This window comes from Bacillus sp. FSL K6-3431 (assembly GCF_038002605.1).
GTDB lineage: Bacteria > Bacillota > Bacilli > Bacillales > Bacillaceae_C > Lederbergia.
The window spans coordinates 2,199,281-2,219,134 of the sequence record NZ_JBBOCT010000001.1 but is presented as its reverse complement, the minus strand read 5'-3'; the positions used below and the strand labels follow the sequence as shown (position 1 = coordinate 2,219,134).

General features: G+C 36.6%; 16 protein-coding genes. 12 read left to right on the top strand and 4 right to left on the bottom strand.

Features of this window, described 5'->3' with window-relative positions:
- Positions 1–88 precede the first annotated feature (88 nt).
- Together MHB53_RS11390 and MHB53_RS11385 are read right to left on the bottom strand one after the other, a co-directional pair.
- Positions 89–457, bottom strand: coding sequence for a hypothetical protein (locus tag MHB53_RS11390; protein WP_340918261.1), 369 nt, complete (start codon positions 455–457; stop codon positions 89–91).
- Between the two features lie 101 nt (positions 458–558).
- Positions 559–1,002, bottom strand: a complete 444-nt coding sequence (locus MHB53_RS11385; RefSeq protein ID WP_340918259.1) for a hypothetical protein — start codon at positions 1,000–1,002, stop codon at positions 559–561.
- Between the two features lie 320 nt (positions 1,003–1,322).
- On the opposite strand from MHB53_RS11385, the gene MHB53_RS11380 reads away from it, so the two are divergent.
- Positions 1,323–1,841: a DoxX family protein gene (locus tag MHB53_RS11380; RefSeq protein WP_340918257.1), complete on the top strand. Its 519-nt coding sequence runs from the start codon at positions 1,323–1,325 to the stop codon at positions 1,839–1,841.
- A gap of 353 nt (positions 1,842–2,194) precedes the next feature.
- Here the strand turns inward: MHB53_RS11380 and MHB53_RS11375 are convergent, their stop codons facing one another.
- Positions 2,195–3,094, bottom strand: coding sequence for an RluA family pseudouridine synthase (locus MHB53_RS11375; RefSeq protein ID WP_340918254.1), 900 nt, complete (start codon positions 3,092–3,094; stop codon positions 2,195–2,197).
- 208 nt (positions 3,095–3,302) lie between these two features.
- Here MHB53_RS11375 and MHB53_RS11370 point away from each other — a divergent pair, with 208 nt between their 5' ends.
- The 9 genes from MHB53_RS11370 to MHB53_RS11330 all read left to right on the top strand — a co-directional run bounded on the left by MHB53_RS11370 (position 3,303) and on the right by MHB53_RS11330 (position 14,978).
- A complete protein-coding gene (locus MHB53_RS11370) occupies positions 3,303–4,181 on the top strand; it encodes a DUF1413 domain-containing protein (protein WP_340918251.1) in 879 nt (292 codons plus the stop codon).
- A gap of 855 nt (positions 4,182–5,036) precedes the next feature.
- Positions 5,037–5,975 carry an AraC family transcriptional regulator gene (locus tag MHB53_RS11365; protein ID WP_340918249.1) on the top strand — a complete coding sequence of 313 codons (939 nt, stop codon included), beginning with the start codon at positions 5,037–5,039 and terminating at the stop codon, positions 5,973–5,975.
- Positions 5,976–6,037: 62 nt separating this feature from the next.
- The gene (locus MHB53_RS11360) at positions 6,038–7,093 is read left to right on the top strand and encodes a Gfo/Idh/MocA family protein (RefSeq protein WP_340918245.1); all 1,056 of its coding nucleotides are present in this window, start codon (positions 6,038–6,040) and stop codon (positions 7,091–7,093) included.
- Entirely contained in the window at positions 7,090–7,947 is an 858-nt protein-coding gene (locus tag MHB53_RS11355; protein WP_340918243.1) for a Gfo/Idh/MocA family oxidoreductase, read from the top strand. Before MHB53_RS11360 ends, MHB53_RS11355 begins: the two co-directional genes overlap by 4 nt.
- Positions 7,948–8,516: 569 nt before the next feature.
- A complete protein-coding gene (locus MHB53_RS11350) occupies positions 8,517–9,875 on the top strand; it encodes an ABC transporter substrate-binding protein (protein WP_340918241.1) in 1,359 nt (452 codons plus the stop codon).
- A gap of 980 nt (positions 9,876–10,855) precedes the next feature.
- Complete coding sequence (locus MHB53_RS11345; RefSeq protein WP_340918238.1) at positions 10,856–11,098, top strand: hypothetical protein; 243 nt, start codon at positions 10,856–10,858, stop codon at positions 11,096–11,098.
- Between the two features lie 592 nt (positions 11,099–11,690).
- On the top strand, positions 11,691–13,055 hold the full coding sequence (locus MHB53_RS11340; protein ID WP_340918236.1) for an ABC transporter substrate-binding protein: 1,365 nt from the start codon (positions 11,691–11,693) through the stop codon (positions 13,053–13,055).
- Between the two features lie 545 nt (positions 13,056–13,600).
- The gene (locus MHB53_RS11335) at positions 13,601–14,353 is read left to right on the top strand and encodes an alpha/beta hydrolase family protein (RefSeq protein ID WP_340918234.1); all 753 of its coding nucleotides are present in this window, start codon (positions 13,601–13,603) and stop codon (positions 14,351–14,353) included.
- 169 nt (positions 14,354–14,522) lie between these two features.
- A complete protein-coding gene (locus MHB53_RS11330; protein ID WP_340918232.1) occupies positions 14,523–14,978 on the top strand; it encodes a GNAT family N-acetyltransferase in 456 nt (151 codons plus the stop codon).
- Positions 14,979–15,274: 296 nt separating this feature from the next.
- On the opposite strand, the gene MHB53_RS11325 is transcribed toward MHB53_RS11330, so the two are convergent.
- The gene (locus tag MHB53_RS11325) at positions 15,275–15,517 is read right to left on the bottom strand and encodes a hypothetical protein (RefSeq protein ID WP_340918230.1); all 243 of its coding nucleotides are present in this window, start codon (positions 15,515–15,517) and stop codon (positions 15,275–15,277) included.
- 950 nt (positions 15,518–16,467) lie between these two features.
- On the opposite strand from MHB53_RS11325, the gene MHB53_RS11320 reads away from it, so the two are divergent.
- A complete protein-coding gene (locus tag MHB53_RS11320) occupies positions 16,468–17,706 on the top strand; it encodes an Nramp family divalent metal transporter (RefSeq protein WP_340918228.1) in 1,239 nt (412 codons plus the stop codon).
- Positions 17,707–18,389: 683 nt separating this feature from the next.
- Positions 18,390–19,763: a vWA domain-containing protein gene (locus MHB53_RS11315; protein ID WP_340918225.1), complete on the top strand. Its 1,374-nt coding sequence runs from the start codon at positions 18,390–18,392 to the stop codon at positions 19,761–19,763.
- The last annotated feature ends 91 nt before the right edge of the window (positions 19,764–19,854 follow it).

The window sequence follows — 19,854 nt, the reverse complement described above, 5'->3', positions numbered from 1 at the left end:
ATGCCTCCCACTAATAATATGGTCACCTTAATGCAATAGCGGGAGGTTATTAGCTCATGCAAGCAAATGATTCCCCGCATCATTCTTTTTACGTGAAAATTTTAGTATATGAATAATGCAGTAAGCCGTTTGTGATAACCATAAGTGCTGATCCAAAAAGGCTGAAAATCTCTATGTTTTGTTCTATCATATTTATATTTGCTGTAGGCAAACTACATAGAGTAGGATTTTGGATTACAGCACCGAGCATGGTTCCCATTAATCCTCCAACAATTCCGTGAAATAAAATGGATAATAATGATTGGAATGATACAAGTAAACCAAATAAAGTGCCAATTGATCCACCAATGATCACAGTAATAACAAAAGTCAATGACATATTGGTTTGGAGCAAAAATTGCATGTTCATTCCGATATTTAAGCTTAAAATAATACTAGCGCACATAGCCATAGTCATGGTGTAGTTCTCGCTTAGCAATTTTCTTTTTCTATACATTATTTTATAAATGAACAACCCTATTAAACTATTGAAAATGAGAATAAAGTAAAGAAAGAGTGTCAATCTCCATTCATCTCCTCGCGCCTTCCATATTTAGCAGCGAAGACAAGCAGGAACATATTAAGAAAAAAGATCAGTTCTAAAAAGGCTAAAAAAATAAAGCTGTTTTGCGCAGCAGCTCCTATCATAGGTGCCATAATGCCCATCATTAGCCCATTAATAAACCCTGTTAACAATGCTTGATGGTTAAATAATCCACCAAATAATCCTCCAATTAGCATCCCAACGAAGGTAGTGATAATAGTGATTATCACAAACTTTAATGGAAATTGATATATCAAAATTATGCCCGTGATAATAGCTACAAACCCACCTGATAAATTAGCGATACTCATACCTAGATGAAGTCCAATTTGCTTTCGCTTGCTATATAAGCGCAAATACGTTAATCCTATAAATAAAATATTTACACATAATAAAAATCCAAGACTTTTAATCAGCATAAGGTTCACCTCAAGGAAGAAAGATAGGAATCAAGACAAATAGGCTCTCTATACAAGTATGAAATGAGAAGATTGTCCTATTCACCAAAGTTTGACCTAAAGGTGTTGTTTGTCCAATATCTAAGCAATTGTGTCAGATGAATGAATTATCGGAAAAGTAGTTGCATATCGAGGAGAATCGTAGTATATTAATAGTGAAGAGGGAATGTGAAACAATTCACAATAAACTAAGCAATGTACAGAACAGCAGTCATTTTAATTTTTTTAATTAATTATGTGAAAAGTCTCACAAACTCTAATGAATTAAAGGAGTGAGGAAAATGAGAAAATTATTCGAAGGAAAAGTGGTAGCAGGTCTTTGGGCAATAGTAAGAATATGGTTAGGTGTTCAGTGGTTACAAGCTGGATGGCATAAAGTGATTGGCGATTTTGATGCAACTGGATTTTTACATGGAGCAATTGCTAAAGCAGGTGGAGAGGCACCTATAGTACAAGGATGGTATGCAACATTTCTCGAAACTGTCGCAATGCCAAACGCGAAATTGTTTAACGTTTTGATTCCATGGGGTGAGTTACTAGTCGGTATCGGATTAATTGTTGGAGCTCTTACCATACCTGCATTAATTGCTGGTGGACTTATGAACCTGAACTTCCTCTGGGCGGGAACAATTAGCACAAACCCAACGTTTCTCATCATAGCGGTCATCCTGTTATTCGCTAGAAAAGGCGCCACATATTGGGGGGTAGATCGTTTCTTAACACCAATGATCAAAAAAACAATCGAGAAAAATAAATATAATGAGAAAATTGATCCAACCCCGATCAAACAGCATGCGTAAATAGATAAGGAACCTGGCTTCTAGATGAGAAGCGAGGTTCTCTGTCTTTGTCCTTAGCCCAATTTATCAACTAACGATAATAGCTTTTCACTCCCTGATTCGTCGACTACTGAGCTGTAAATTCCGGAAGACTATTGTTATTTTTGTAAATCAATCGGGAAAAACGTTTTTTTTCTAAAGATATTAATAATGCTGCTAATTTTAAAGAAAAACATGCTCTTGCGATTACATGGGATGAAGTGACAAAGAGAAGAGCAGTTGTTAAAGATCTCTATATTAAAAAAGTAACCACCTTAAAATAAAAGATGGTTACTTTTTTCTATCGGTATACAAAATGACTTTTCAATAAAATCTTAAAACGTACGTAGAAAAGCCGCTGGAATCTTCGTTTCAAAACGCAAGGTCTCGCCTGTTGTCGGATGTTTAAATGCTAATACCTGTGCATGCAGCCCTAGTCTACCTATGGAGTTTTCACGCGAACCGTATTTTTTATCTCCAACAATTGGATGACCAATATCCTGCATATGCACGCGAATTTGATTCTTTCTGCCGGTTTCTAGATTTACTTGTAGTAAAGATAACTTCCGATTTGATTTAATGATTTTATAGTGGGTAATAGCTTTTTGTCCGTCATTCGGTCTTTGGCTTGAATACATGACGAATGTTTTACTTTCTTTTAACCACGAAGTTACTGTTCCGGATTGTTTGACAACTCCTTCGACAAGGGCAATATACGTACGTTCTTGTACGGATTCCTGCCATGAGTTTTGCAATAATTGCTGGATTTGTTTACTTTTAGCAAACATCATTATTCCAGAAGTGTCGCGGTCTAACCGATGAACAATATAAATTCGATTTTTAGGATTGGTACTTCGAACATATTCCGTTAGTTGCCGATAGGCAGTTGCTAATTGTTCCTTTTCCGAGGCAATAGATAGCAAGCCCGCTTCTTTTTCAATCACAATCAGATCATCATCTTCATGAATAATTTCAATACCAATCATTTTAATGCTATTCGCTTTACTTTCCGTACGAATACTTACTAGGTCTCCAGTTTGTAGGACATGGTTATATTTTGTTGAGACCTGCCCATTCACAACTACTTGTCCACGAGTTAGAATCGCCTTCACGGAATTACGACCTTTATTTGATAATTGTAATAATAAATAACTCAATAGCTCCATTGATTCGATTACAGTCCATTCGACTGCTTCTTTATTTGATTTTATTTGTTTCTTACCTTTATGATTCATCGAAAAACATCCTTTTTATTTGTTTGAAGTGAATAGTGTTTTTGAGCTGATTATTGAAACTCCCTATTTCCTTCTTTTCATCGTACCATTAAAAGTTTAAGTGATACAGCTTCTATGTCCAACTATACAATTATACAAATAATTAATGAATTTACGCAATGTTATTGTTGATGTACAATAACATTAACAATATAAATGAGGTGCAATGATGACGGAAAAATTAGTAAAGCTAACAATGAGTGAAGCAGAATACGAAGCTGCAATGGATGAAGCAAACGGAAATGGTTTTGCAAATATTACAGATTATTTGAGGAACTTTTTGTTTGAGGAAGCTCCAGACTTTAATTATGATGAATTACTTGCAAAGTTCAAAAAAGCTGTTTATAACTTGAAAAGCGGAGAAAAATTTCGTATTCGTGATTTATTTGATTCTAATGAATGGGATGAGATTCCGGTTCAAGTAAGAAGAGATTTTGGAAGAATGATTAACCGTAGAGTGTCTAAGAACAGTTGGTCTTCGATTAAATCAATCGGAAAAGATTCCGCAAATGCATTATGGTATGAATTTTCATGTCATTATGAAAAAGGGTTGGAAGATAAAATTGCTTTCGTCTTTTTAGGGCCAGGGCAAGAAGAACAGAAGCAAGGGAAACCAGCTGTTGGACAAGTTGGTGAAAATCTTTCTTCGTTATTAAAAAAATTGCGTTCTTCGTCTACAAGCGAGGATTGGAAGAGAGAGAAAATCACTGTAACAAGTGCATGGAATAATGTTGAATATAAAATGGCAACTGGAAGAGCGGAAGCAAGTTTTCGTGAAGTGTTATCTGAAGAAAATTTAAATCGCTTAGTTGAAGAATTAAAAGATGTTCAAGAGTATATCATTTGTTGCAGCGACAAGGCTTATAAAGCTGTGATTGAGGTTGCTGACCGTCTAAATCAAAATGTCAAAGTCATTCAAATACAACATTTAGATATTCGTTCTATCAATCAAATTAAAAAAGACGTTGATGGCAAAGAAATTGCAAAAGGTGCGAAGAATGCTACAAGTAAAAGGTTGGAGGTTATTGCTAAGAATATTCTTAAGTAAAATATTTAAACATTATTTTAATGCGAGGCATATAAGAGATGATTCCAGTATTGGGCTGGAGTCATCTTTTATAATGTTCACTCATAACGTTGGCAATTGTAATAGTTCATTGTTTGAAAATCCTCAAAAGACTCACAAGTACATATCTCCAGTTCGCCCTCGGCTTTGGGAGTTCAACTTATTGAAGGTGTTATGAATATTGTCTCTCATAATAAGAAAGTTAAAGTTGATGATATCCTCGAATTGTATCCTTTTCCTTAAAATGTCCAAAATCAAGATGCAAGGCGAAAATGATAATAGGGAAATCCGGAATCTGTATATTTCTTTTCGGAAATAAAATGATTGATTAGAAGTTAATAACCTCCGGGTAAACAAGCCTATGAAATACAATCGTGATGTAAGCAAAAATAATGATTTTTTAACGGGCTCATATATTACTTTAGTCAATGAAGAAGATTTTGCTTGTTAATCCAATTAGATATATAGATAATGCTTACTCTATTGTATTATTAGTTCTAACTTGGATAATTTTGTACAACGACTTGGAAAAAGTCAATCTGGGGGAGGAGAGGTAATAGGCTTTTTATCTAGAATTCAAACCTAATTAATGATAAGAGCTTATGGGGGAGCCTTGAAAATGAACGGACATTTCAAGGATGAATGTGTTGAAGGCATATTTGTAGTTCCTACTTCGCTAAGCATGAACGCAAATGCTGATTAGAGAATTCTTTATTTTCATATCTATAGTTAGAGAATCTATCTTGTATCGATGGAAATCCGATCACATAAATAAAAGGCAAAAGTGCGTGATTCGTGAATAAATTCAAATGGGTTTTTCCTAGGAGGGCTGAAACCATGGAAAAGGAATCGTCGAAAGAATCATTCAGTAAAGACACAAACTTTCATTTTGATAATAGCTATTTCAATGACCCTCAGTTGTTTGAGTCAATCATGTTGTACCAGATTGGAGACTTAAGTTGCAAGGGAGGGTATGTTGTTCCCGAGCATGAACAGGTCTGCTATGAGGTAAGCTATATCGTTTCCGGTGCCGGTTTTTTTATGAATAAGTACAATAGCTATCCGGTTCAAGAAGGAGATATCATTCTTAATGTACCTGGAGAGCTTCATAGCTGCAGGGCAGATGTCGATCACCCATTCCGTTATTTCTATGTTGGCTTTAATTTTGCCGACGGTGCAGATGAACAAAATTCACTTTCTCATATCAAAAAAATGTTTGATCAAGTCAAACTATCCATCGTATCAAATAAGCTAAACATTGATGTTCCTTTTGTCAGTATTTTTAACGAGCTGATCAACCTCGAGAAATATTCTACACACATGATAGAAATGTACCTTCATCAAATTGTGGTTTTAGCCTACCGCAGTTTTTGCGACAACTGGTCAACCAAATATCAGCCTGGCATAAAAGGAAATGAGATAAAGAAAATCGTGTACAAGGTGATTAACTATATCGATACTAACCTCTACCAAATGAAAGCATTGACCGAGATTGCTGAAGAAATGCACTACAGCTACTCTTATTTGTCCAGTATTTTTGCAAAAGATGTTGGACTGACCATTAAGGATTATTACAATCGTAAACGTTTCGAGAAGGCCATCGAATGGCTGAAGAGCGGAGAACTGAATGTAACGCAGGTCGCGGAAAAGCTACAATATCAATCGATTCATACGTTCAGCAAAGCCTTTCGCCAAAACTTTGGCGTATCTCCAACTGAATACCAAACCTTATTAAGGAACACAAAAAAGGAACAACACGACAGTAAAAAGGGATAAATCATTACCTTAAAAAGTTTGATAGGCTAGACATAATGAAAATAATTGGAGGTTATGACAAGATGAGCAAAGTAAAAGTAGCGGTTATAGGCTGTGGTACGATTTCTGACAATCATATTAAATCCTATATCAATAATGAATTAACAGAAATCAAGTATCTCGTGGACATCAGGCAAGAACGTGCCATAGAAAAAGCGCAAAACTACGGTGTCTCTTATACAGAGGCAGACTTTAGAAAAATACTTGATGACAAGGAAGTAGAGGTCGTTTCCATCTGTACCCCAAACGATACCCATGCACCTATAGCGATCGAGTGCCTGAACGCAGGGAAACATGTGCTATGTGAGAAGCCGGCTGCGATTAACATAAAACAAGTCAGTGAAATGAAAGCGGCTGCAGACCGCAACGATAGGATTCTCAACATTGGCGTCGTTAACAGATACAATACAGCGGTTAATAAAATCAAACAAATGATTGATGATGGCGAGCTTGGCAAAGTTTATCATGTTTACTGTTCTTTCCGTTCGCACCGTTCGATTCCTGGTCTTGGGGGACCGTTTACAACCAAGGCTAAAGCAGGAGGTGGGGTATTGATTGACTGGGGCGTTCATTTTCTCGATCTGATTTTTTACAGTTTGAATCAACCGAAAGTATTGACCGTGACTGGTGCTACTCACAGTGAATTGGCTAAGAATATGAAGGACTATACATACACTGATATGTGGGCTGGCCCTCCCGACTACAACGGAACATACGATGTAGAGGATTTCGTTACAGGTCTAGTACGGACAACTGGGCCGACCATCAGCTTAAACGGGGCGTGGGCGCAAAACATTGGCGAATCGGCCATGTTTGTAGAATTTCTCGGCGATAAAGCTGGGGTCAAGCTCCAGTATGGAGGCAATTTCAAAATATATTCTGCGAAAAATGGAAACTTATATGAAACAATTCCGTCCTACACGACATCAGATATGTTCTATGAAGAAATTGATGGGTTTATTCGATCAGTGAAGGATCTGAAAAAAGGCAGATCCCATATCGACAACGTGATTGTCACCTCCGAGGTGATGGAAGCTATTTATATGTCCGCCGAAAAGGGAAGAGAGATCGTGTTATGAAGAAAATAGGGTTCATTGATTATTATCTTGATGAATGGCATGCCAACAATTATCCTGCATGGATCAGAGAGAACGCGGCTGCAGCAAAACGAAATTGTGATGTAGCCTATGCTTGGGCGGAGATCGATCAACCAAGTGGTCTAGATACTGAAAGTTGGTGCCGTCAATACCAGGTTCAAATGCTTTCTTCAATCGAAGAACTTGTGGAGAAGTCTGATTATATTGTGGTCCTTTCTCCCGATCATCCAGAACATCATGAACGACTTGCACGTCTCCCACTTATGTCAGGTAAACCGGTCTATATGGATAAAACATTTTCATCCAATTTGGATTCAGGAATACGGATGTTCGAGCTAGCTAATAAGCATGATACTCCGCTATTTTCGAGTTCGGCGTTACGTTTCGCAAAAGAACTGTCAGACTATCCGAACGATTCAGTTCATCGTGAAGCGCTAGAATATATCGCAACAACGGGACCTGGCACATATGATAACTATTCGGTTCATCAATATGAAATGATTGTTTCACAGATGGGGCCTGGCTCGAAACAAATCAAAAGCTTGTCATCAAATAACAGTTCATTGTTAGTAATTGAATATGACGATGGACGACAAGCATCGTTTTCCCAGATGCAACATGCACCTTTCCAGGTCAATTTGCAATTTAAGAATGGACAAGGAGTGTGGATCCAAGAGTGTACTGACATGTTTACACGACTGATAGACTCAATTCTAGTCTTTTTTGAAACTGGCATACCGCCAGTACCCAAGGAAGAGACATTGGAAATTATAGCGCTGATTGATGCCGGGAAAAAGGCGTTAGAAAATCGGGATACGTGGATCAGGATTAAATAGCGAATGAGATAAAGTATCTTAAGGAAAGAATTATAAAGATGAAAAAGAAAGAGAGTTAAAAGACGCAGAAGACTCCGAACATATTTATGGATTATTGAAAAGGTAGTCATCACTCATATTGGCCAGTATGTTGCTACAAGAATGGTTTCATGCACGCAAAATCTGGTCAAATATGCCTACTATTAATAGAAGCGGCTATTGATAAAGTAGGAGTTAATATGACTGAGTATTATGACTTTTATGCAACGGAATATATTGAAAATAGGCATATATAAAACAGGTTTAATGATGTTAAGTTGGCATTGATAACAGTATGATAACTGATGTTCATTTAATAAAACCATGACAACAAAAGGGGCGAACTGGTTACATTGATGACCCTGGCGAATGACAGAGCAATATCAGCAAAATTATTATTTTTAAATAGATTATCTGTATATGAAACTAGAGCCATTTTTGGATTTAATCAGGAGGTGTGTCTAATATAATGAAGTAGAAATGACAGTAGGAAATGGCCGAGGGATTTTAGGGGACGATTAGACATATATGAAATTTAGGAGGGTAAATCAATGAAGATGCTTATAACGCAAAAAAACTGGTTGGTGTTACTTGCGATCATTTTAATTGCAGCGCTAGTTGCCGCTTGTTCAGCTCAATCGGGAACAGGGCAAAAAGAAGTCGATGAAAAAGAGGAAGTCGGAGAAAACGATCCAACAGACGATGAGAATGCAGAACCTGTCACGATTAAAATTGCTTATGCCTTCGGGGAAGAATCGTTTCAGGGCAGATTTGATCATATTGATGAAAAGTTATCCAATATTAACATTGAATATGTGCCATATGAAAACACCTTGGAATCGCTTCAAGAGATTTTTGCAAATAAAATAAATCCTGATATTATTATCCAATACAACGATATGTCTCCGTTGAAAGAGCTAGATGTTATAGAGCCTATCGATGATTTGGCGGCTAAACATGGTCTTGATTTAGATACATTACGCCCTTCGCTGGTATCTTATATTCGCTCGCTTGATGAGGAAGGCAGAATGATTGGGTTACCTGATGGATCTTCACATGTTTCTTTATATTATAATAAAGAAATATTTGATTTGTTTGGTGTAGAATACCCAGATCCGGATAAAATTTTAACTTGGAATGAAGTGTTTAGTTTAGCAGAAAAAATGACAGGAACAAGAAACGGTGTGGAGTATGTTGGATTTGAATTTTCTTGGGGTAATGCGGGTGCGGGTGCATTAACTCCATTAAGGGAATTCGCAATGAATATCACTGACGAAAAAACAGGAAAAATATTATTTAATGATAGACCGGAATTCAAAAAGTTTTTTGATATGATGAATACATTTTATAATATACCTGGAATTTACAATGCGGATACAGAAGGTTCCTGCCTGTTTTGCGAAAAAAAAGCGGCAATGGCTGTGGCATCAAATATGTTACTAGATGGAGAATGGGGTGACATGGAATTCCAAAAGGATATGGACATGTTACCAACCCCAGCTTGGACAGACGACCCAAACACCGGTCCGTATTTAGGTTCTTCACCAATGGTCATTACGAATTATAGTGAACATATAGATGAGGCGTTTCAGGTACTTAAGGAGTATGTTTCACCTGAGAATCAACTTGCCATGGTTCAAAACGGGTCATCTGCCAGTGTGCTAAAGGATCCTGATATTCTTGAGCAGTTCGCAATTGATAATGAACATTATGATAATAAAAATCGAGCTGCATGGTTTATTGGCGATCCGGCTTTATATGAAGAAACGCAAAGTAGGTGGGACTTCCAAGTGGACATTAACGGGGCTTTAAAAAAGCTCGCGGAGACTAATATCGATGTCAATACACTTATGCGCGAACTAGAAGAAGAGTCCAATGCGAAGATAATAGATGCAATGTCACAGGAATAATACAAGTATCCTCATATTTTGTTTTACGAAGACCCCTCTAAAAACTTGTAACTTGCTTAATGCTAGGAGGATAAATGATATACACAACTCGAATATATAATCTTATGAAATCAAATGATTGCACCTCCAAGTGTTAATATTTGAAGGTGAAAACAAGAAAAAAATTTTATTTAAACTTTGCGTACAGGCTAAGTCCTTTGGAAACATAGTACAAAGTTATTAACAGGGTAACCTTGAAACAAGTCCTTAGAAAGCCAGATAAATAGGGGGGAAACTCCCTTTTGTAGATAAGTAGTTAAAGTATATTTTCAAAACATAAATCTACTCGATGTGACCAATTATTTGGGATGAAGGCGAATACATTATATCAGAGAAGTGATTTACTAGAAGTTATGAGACCGAGATTTGTTCAAATGGCATGCAATATTTAAGTAACAATAAACTATATCTAATTATTAATCGGTAATCACACTAATCAGAGGTGAAGAACTTCTAGGAACAGCCGCTGCTGAAGGGTATCCGGCAATCTTTTGCAATTGTGATGCATGCAAGCGGGCCAAGATATTAGGAGGAAAAGATATTCGAACAAGAACATCTGCAGTTATTGACGATGAACTTAAAATTGATTTCCCGCCAGACTCACTGCATCTATGATAACCAATGAGCTCGAATTAGGGAACATTGAAAATATACTATTCACACATACCCATCATGATCACTTCCATCCAGATGATCTTACAATGCGGTCTCCCGTTTTTTTCCATAATATTACGTATCCATTAAATATTTATGGAAATGATGTTGTTATCTCAAAATGTAGGGATACCATTCAATTCTCAAAGGATTCTTTTAAGTATCATCATGTTAAGCCATTCGTCTCTATTCAAGTTGGCGATTTTAATGTTACCCCCATTGTTAGCGGATCATGACCCATATGAAACATGTTTTATATTTTACATCGAAAAGGAAATAAGAAGATTTTGTATGGACATGACACAGGATGGTTTCCACAACAAACATGGAACTGGATTGGTAATAAAAAATTAGACCTAGTTATCCTAGACTGCACACAGGGGCTAATACCTGGAAGAAAGAATCACCTAGATATTGAGGCGGTAAAAGAAATAAAGGAAATTCTTATAGAAAGAAATAGTTTAAACAAAATGGCTACATTCATTGCTACTCATTTCTCACATAAAACAAAGCTTACTCATGATAATTAGTAGAGTTACTAGAACCATTTGGAATTACGGCTGCATACAATGGTATGTTAATAAAATATAAATGAAGATGAGAGTTTTGACACGAGAGATTATTGAATGGAGTAAGTATTCTTTGAAAACAAGCGTTTATAAACTAGGTTTGTAGAATGGTGTGAGGGTGATTATTCTGCTCATTTAAAATCTGACACTTTATTACATGTAGAGATAACCAATAATGTAAAGAAATAAGTTGAGTTGGCACATGATTCGCAGCTAAGTTTACTATGTATACTCTATCTTAAATAGCAGGGGCAATAACTCTAGCGAATGACAAAGTGGTATTAATAAAGGACTATGTGTCTTGCAATTTGAAATTGGTTCCAATAGATTTTTGCTAATAGTATGAACCCTATCATTATTAATCTTCAACATGATGGAATATTGGCAAGGTATGCGAGTTTTTAGCCACCTATTGTTTAGCAATCAGTATCATCGACGTCAGGTATAGATTGTGTAGGTATTACTGTGGAATTTTAAGTCCTTCTGTAAATGAATGATTCTGCTAGGTCTGGCATTTATTAATGCAGTATGACCGTCTGAGGAGATGAAGGTATTGAAAGTTAATTCGAAAAAGTGGTATATGTTTGTATTGTTGCTAACCCTAAGCATCCCTTTAATTGTAGGGTGCTCATCAAATAATAAAACAGGCGGAGAAGAAAAAATAGATAAACAACAAGAACAAACCCGGGATAATTCAGAGACAACAACTAAAGAAGTATGGGCTTATGATGGAGATCCGGTCACATTGAAAATGTTGATCTGGATTGATGAGGAAACATTTCGGATCCGGTATAAGGAACAAGTAGAAGCCGAATTTCCGAATATAACCTTGGAATTAATAAGTGGCGGTGATGGTTCTGAACAATTACAAGAACTGTTTGCTAAGGGAGAAATGCCTGATATTCATATTGGGAGGCCAACCAAAGAACTTGTGGAAAATCTTGATTTTCTAGAGCCAATCGAAGAGTATATTGAAAAGAAAAACTTCGATTTAGGTATCTACCAAGGAAATATTATCAAAAACTTACGCTCTGTTGATCCTCTTGGTAAGGAGTACTTGTACGGACTACCAATAGAAAATAGCGTTAGAACGATGTTCTATAATAAGGAGATTTTTGATAAGTTTGGTTTACCATATCCTGAGGACGGCATGACTTGGGATGAGGTGCTAGATTTAGCCAAGCGATTGACTGTGGAACGTGACGGTGTGCAATACAGAGGATTAGCCATTGATCCAACCAGTGTTCCTTTCATGCAATTAGGTGTGCAAGGCACAGATTCAGAGACAGGAGAGATTTTGTTTGCGGATAATCCGGATACTAAAAAGTTCTTCGATTTGCTCGACCAATACCGAACCATTCCTGGATTGGTTAACACAGGAGATGAACTAGACGGTTTTCATGATGGTCCCCAAAACATAGCAATGTCGGTACTTAACGCGCCGTGGTTTGAGCTGCTACTTCGTGTTGATGGGTTTGATTTCGATATGGTCACAGTCCCGACATGGGAAGATAATCCTGATAATGCTCCAACTTATGGAGCATTATCGTTAAATATAACGAAACATAGCGAACATAAAGATGCCGCGTGGTCGGTGATTGCTTACCTAGCCTCGGAGAAGGGACAGACTGAATTGTCGCGCGCTGGAAGTCCACCAACCATTAATAATGAGGCTGCTATCGAGCAATTTACAGCTATGGGTACAGATGGCTTGGATCAAACCTATAATACAAAGGCACCATTTATTCAAACATTAGCTGAGTTGGCACCATACTCAAAGTACGATGAGCCTTTTATCGAATTTGTAGGAACAAAAGCGACTGAGTTTTTGGCTTCAGACAAAGACGCAGTTACCTATATTCGGGAAATGGGAGAAGAGTATAGGGTGATTGTAGAAGAGTTGAAAAGTCAGGAATAAAAATAATAAGATAAGGATCCAGAAAAAAGCGATTCGTTTAAGAATCCAGTTATGGAAAACTTTTCATGTTTAACTATGTTAAAAAGATCTTCTTGGATTTAATTAGGAGATGAGTCGGATGTATGGAAGGAAAGTTGACAGTGGAAATCAGCATTAACGGGCAGTAAAACTCTCACTTCAAGATTTAGAGAAATCGAAGAAGGATAAGTGGGGGATGAATAAAACCCCCACTGATGGAAGTTTCACTTTATGGAGTAAGTAACGCTCATTTTCAATTTTTAAAAATTATTTTTGATAGGCTAATGTAGGGAAAAGTGACCGTTAAGAAACGGGAGATCATCTTTTTGAGCGTACAAGCGTTATGGTATAAACTTCAACATATCCTAATACTCTTTTTTAGTAAGTATTAAATTTACTAGAGAGGGGTATTTTTTGTTGAAAGAAATAAAAAGTAAAAAGTATTTGCAACCCTATTCATTACCGTATTTTACTATGAAATGTTAAAATATTAACAATACATAAAAAGATTATGGAGGATGTTATCTATGCAAAGAGCCGTATCGATTACTCATAAAGGTCTTGAACTCCGCGGTATGGAGCATATACCTACTGGTGAAAAACTGCCTGCTGTGATTCTTTTCCACGGATTTACTGGAACGAAGCTTGAGCCACATCGCCTATTTTTGAAAATCTCGAGGGAGTTGGAAACGAAGGGGATCGCAAGTTTTCGTTTTGATTTTCTTGGTAGCGGTGAAAGCGATGGCGATTTTGAAGATATGACAGTGACAAGGGAACTTAACGAGGCAGAGTCGATTTTCAAGTATGTAAAATCACATCCACAAATTGATGAAAACAAGATTATTATACTTGGTCTCAGTATGGGTGGGCTTGTTGCGAGTCTACTTGCAGGTAAACTGGATAACGAGATTAAGAGATTAATTTTAATGGCTCCTGCTGGGACTATGGGGAAAACACTGGAACCATCGATCCATTCTGTTCCTTTTATTGCAAGCCATAATGCGTATGATTATGGAGGTAATCTTGTTGGAAAAGCGTTCCTTGAAGATGTAAAAACTATTGATGTATGGCAGCAGGCTGCTAAGTATAAAGGGAAGGTATTGCTCATACACGGTACAGAAGATCCGACTGTTTCATTTAATGTTTCCAAGCTTTATATTGAACAATGCTATGGAAAACAAGCAAGGCTTCATCCAATTGAAGGGGGCGATCACACTTTTAGTTCCTTTCATTGGGAAAATTCCGTTATTGAAGCTATCCTTGAGTTTGTAGGCGAATAGAATAAAATTTAGTTATATCATTGCATAAAGATTAATAAACAGAAAGTGGACTAGAATCACACCTCTTTGAGTTATTTTTAATTGTTAGATTATTAATGCAGGCTTTTCTAGCGTATCTGTTGAAATAGAATGTATAGTCACTAGCAATTAATTGATGGGGGGAACATGGATGGGATTTTCAGTCGAACGGGTCAATGATTTGCAAATAATCGATATTGAAAAGTTACTAGAGGAAAGTGAATTAGAAGGGTATCGTTTTTTGTCACGTTTAGTGGATGAATATAAGGATGGTAAGAATACGTTTAGTATGCCAGGTGAAGCGCTATTCTGTATTCGAAATGTAGATGAGAATGTTATTGCAATCGGTGGAGTCAACCAATCTCCTTTTTCTGATGTTACACAAGTTGCGCGCTTACGAAGGTTTTATGTATTATCGGAAGCCCGCCGTCAAGGTGCTGGATCACTTCTACTTAAAGAAATCATCGACCATTCACGTACCTATTTTAATGAACTGACAGTTAGAACAGAATCTTCGAAGGCAGATGCGTTTTATCGATCGAATGGTTTCGAATTGGACGACACTACATCTGAAACGACCCATGTGATGAGGTTCGAAAAGATATAATCAGTATTGATGTCGAACGGATGCAGGGCTCTTAGGTTAGAAAAAGTCATTAATAACTGTAGTCGGCTAGCATTCTGAAATGGAATTATCAGCCGCAGTGTAACAGATTCCATTTATATAAAAAGTAAACGGACGGTCGAGTCAACTATGTATTGAATACGCTAGTTGATTCAACCGTAATTTTTTATGTTTTCATAAAGCCGCCTCATATTATATCCATTACAAGGGTTACGGGCAAGCACTGAAGATTTTTGATTTCCTTAAAGTGCAAGTGGTCCAACCGTATTGATACTGACTCAGGCTGCGTTTCCAGGTAAGTAGGCGAGCGGAAAGTCCTCTAGTTTGATGATTTTAATTTTGGCTGGATTTGCTCCTGAATCAATAGCTGCCTGAATTGCTTCGGACTTTGCTTCCTCTATTAAATCATGATAGCTCTGATCTACTAAAGTGTAGATGCGCTCAACTGTCCCGCTAATATTTCCAAGAGCTTCATCGCAACCTACAAGTACAACAGGAAGATCTTCGGTGCTTGTTTTCATGTGGAATCGCTTTTTTAACTACACATGGCCATAATCATTACATAGTGGTGGCTTAGCAACTTTCTATTTTTATACATCATCATACAAATAAAGCAATCCTAATAAACTATTAAATGCGAGGATAAAGTATAGGAAGAAGTTCAATCTTCATTCATCTCCTCATTTTATATATTTTCCAGAGAGGATAAGCAGGACAATACAAGAAAAATGATCAGCTCTAAAAAGGCTAAAAAAATAAAGCTGTTTTGCGCAGCTACCCCTCCCAAATACCCATCATATGCCCATTTGCAACCCCTGTTAAATACATAATTGAAATCCGATTAATTTTCGAACTTTATAAAGGTATAAATACGTTAATCCGATCAATAGGATATTTACAACTAACAAAAAAAGATTTTTAATAAGCACATGAACCATAATGGGAACTTCTAGTACTTAGATTTGGGATAAAAAGGCACTCGATATTAAGAATGAAGAGGCCAGATCGTCCGTCCTACTGGATAAAGTTATATCTAATAATGAAATTTCTAAGTTAAAGCAAATATCTTTTATCTAAGTCTTATTCGTACAGTAAGATAAATGATTAGAATCAGTACTATAAAAAGGGGAGCTACTATACGAAAGTCTGAGAAATTTGAAGCAAAGCTTAAGTTGAAAGGTAATCTGAATAAGTCCCTTGTTGAATAATTTTGGAAAAGATAGTTTAGAGACTTTGCAAACACAAATAATGAATAGGATAGTAAAGAGTATGATGTCTATTGAATTTAGTGCAGAGTAATTACGTCACTATTAAGACTATATGTTACTGTTCATTCCTATGTTAGAACGGGGAGTGATAATTGTACCTGCAATTAAAGACTTATAAAAGACATGTAAACTATTTGAATTATCATATATTATGATAGGAAGGCGAATAAGAGTATGTAACTATCTAAGGGGGTGTTGATTAGATGGAATCAAAAATGAATGCAGTTACAAGTGGTATTCGTAAAGAAAAGAAAGGGTTTTTACGTTTTTTAGGGCCAGCGTTTATTACTTCTGCATTAGTGCTTGGGCCAGGTAGTATCACACTTTCATCGAAGATCGGAGCAATCTACGGGACACAGCTTGTTTGGGCATTAGTACTTGCTGTATTATTTATGATGGTATTTACAGAAATGAGTACACGCATTGGTTTGGCAGCAGAAAATAGTTTTATAGATGTTGTAAAAGAACGTTGGGGTAAGTTTGCAGGAGTTTTGATTGGGGTGGGCGCGTTTCTTGTGACTGCTTCGTTTCAGGCGGGGAACGCGATCGGTACTGGAATTGCTGTTTCATCGATCACAGGAGCTAGTTCAGCATTATGGATTATATTAATGACTATATTAGGGATAGCTTTGTTATTTACAAAACAATTTTATGCAATTCTTGAAAAAATTATGTTGATCTTAGTTTTGACGATGTTACTGGCCTTTTTAGTAACCGTAATTTTAGTAAAACCATCTTTTGGCTCAATTATATCTGGATTTGTACCAACACTTCCATCAGGTAGTATGGGGCTAGTTATTGCGTTATTTGCCACTAGTTTTTCGATTGTGGGTGCCATTTATCAATCCTATTTAGTAAAGGAGAAAGGATGGACAATCAAAGACGCAAAATCGGGGATGCGTGAATCATATCTTGGTATTTTTATATTAGGATTCATATCATTTTTAATAATGATTGCTGCTTCCGCCATTTTAAGACCACAGGGTCTAGTTGTTGATGATGCATCTGAAATGGGTTTTGCTCTCACTCCATTATTTGGTTCGTGGTCTACTTTTATTTTTATGCTCGGTTTATTAGGAGCTTCATTTTCCTCATTGATAGGAAATGCAACAATTGGTGGGGCAATGCTTGCAGACGGGCTTGGTCTTGGCAATAAGCTTTCCAATATGCCAGTTAAACTTTCGATTATTCTTGTTATGATTTTTGGATCGTCCATTGGTGTTATTTTTGGAAAAGCACCAGTTAATCTGATTATTTTTGCACAAGCAATTACGATCATAGTTGTGCCATTTATTGCAATTGCCATTTTGGTTGTAGCGAACGATAAAAAGATTATGGGTTCATTGAGGAACTCTTTATGGAAAAATATTATAGGAGTATTGGGTTTACTCGTTTTAATATATCTCGCTTTTAATAATATAAGGAATATTTTCTTTTCCTAAGGAACTCAATCATGTACAAAAAAACCGTTACTCTTTCATATTAGAGGGCGGTTATTTCTTTTAGGATTATACAGCGATCAATTCAGTACCACCATCGCCTACACATTTATCTTATTTTTTTGGTCAATATGAAAGTTTCTATTAGCAACTTCCCGCTTATTCCCCTTACATCATGAGAAAAGATTCCTGCCTTAGGTGAGGTTGTTCCATCGGTTATAGAAGATGACGGATTGACTGTGATTTGACCTTTTATCCATTTCACGAGGTGCTCCAAGCTATAATTGTATACGTTATGGTGGACAAGAGGGATGGGTAGAAAGTAGATGGTATGGAGATTAGTTTAAAACATTAACATGCTTGGAACTTTTCTATGTGTGAGACATTCGATGGAAAAATAAAAAACTGTCAGACTTGTTTTAACTGAAAAGGATAAATTTGTATATGTATAATTTTGGTGATGATTGGCAGTATGAAATCGTGACGGAAAAAATATTGATCCTTCGATAGAAGCACAATATCCTAGTTTAAGAAATAAATAGTTAAAAAAACATATTCTAATCATATTTTGCATTGTATTAACGCAGAAATATAGGATGAAAGTTAAATAGTCATTTTGTACCTTTTTAGATGAATGTATTTGGTATATAATGGTTGCTATTCTGTCTGTTAAAGGAGATCAATTTGTGAAGAAGTTGCTATACGGAATAGTCATTTTAACATTTTTATTAACTGCATGTTCATCAAAAGAGGAGCTACCAGCAAAGTCTAAATCTGTAGATGCAGATATCAAGCAAACAGAACATGAAGAAGCAGAAGTCGAATACACACCAAAGGAAGTAAAGTTTTATGAAATTGAAAATGCAGGTCGTGAATTTACTGATATAGAAAAACAATTATTACGTTATCCTGGCATTTATAGTGGAGATCAGTACGATGAGGAAAAAGTGAACGAAGCACTTGAACAATTGCCAGATGATTTAACACAGGAGCAATATATGGATGAGATGCTTTATTTGCTTGCTGAGGACTATCATGAAGAAATGGAAACACTAGTGAACTTTGATCCAACCGTTAATGTCGATGTGGATCGCCCTGATGAAACAGTAAATTCGCCAACATTAAAAACTGCGCATTATGCGATTTTAATTGATGCAAGTGGGAGTATGAAGGCGTTATCAGGCAGTAAGACAAGAATGGAAGCCGCAAAAGCAGCTGTCATGGAGTTTGCCGAGCAAGTGCCGGAAAATGCAACGATTTCGATGCGTGTGTATGGTCATAAAGGTTCAGGCTCTGATGCAGATAAAAAACTTTCATGTAGCAGTTCGGAGAACTTTTACAATGCCAATTTTGATCACCAAAAGTTCCAGCAATCTCTTGATAAAGTAAAACCGGCAGGATGGACTCCGATTGCCTTAGCTTTAGAAACTGTAAAGGAAGATATACCGGAAAATACGGAAGATGTCGTTGTATATGTTGTAAGTGATGGAATTGAAACATGTGATGGAGACCCAGTTAAAGCAGCGGAAGCTTTAGTTGCTGATGACATCGAAACAGTTGTGAACATCATCGGTTTTGATGTCGATGATGCAGGGCAGAAACTACTAAAAGAAGTAGCGACAGCTGGTAAAGGAGAGTTTACTTATGTAAATTCAGAACGTGATTTTAAAAAGTATATGCGAGTACAATACGAAGAGATACAGAAAAAATGGCGTGAATGGAAAGAAGCTGGAAAATCGCAGGCGTTAGAAATCAAGCAAGAAAAGAAAAAGTTAGCAAGTAGTACAAAAGAAAGTATGAAAAGAAAAAGCAATCTTGAAAAAGAACGATTAAAAAAGGCACAAAGTTATCTGAAAAAAGGATTTGATGATTATGATCATCCTGCCTCTCAAATGTTTTCCATAGTTGTTGATTACGGAAATGCAAAATGGGGATATGCGGTAGACGCTGGAAACCAGGCATGGGGAGAAAGTGTTGATAATGGAAACGCGGAATGGAGTGAATACGTCGACGAGGGGAATAAAAAGATAAATGAAACGATAGATAAAAAGAATGAATAAATGCTAAAAACATTCAATCATATCGCCTATCATCTATGATAATAATTGAATAACCGTCCTTCCCCCTTGGGATTGACGGTTATTTCTTTAT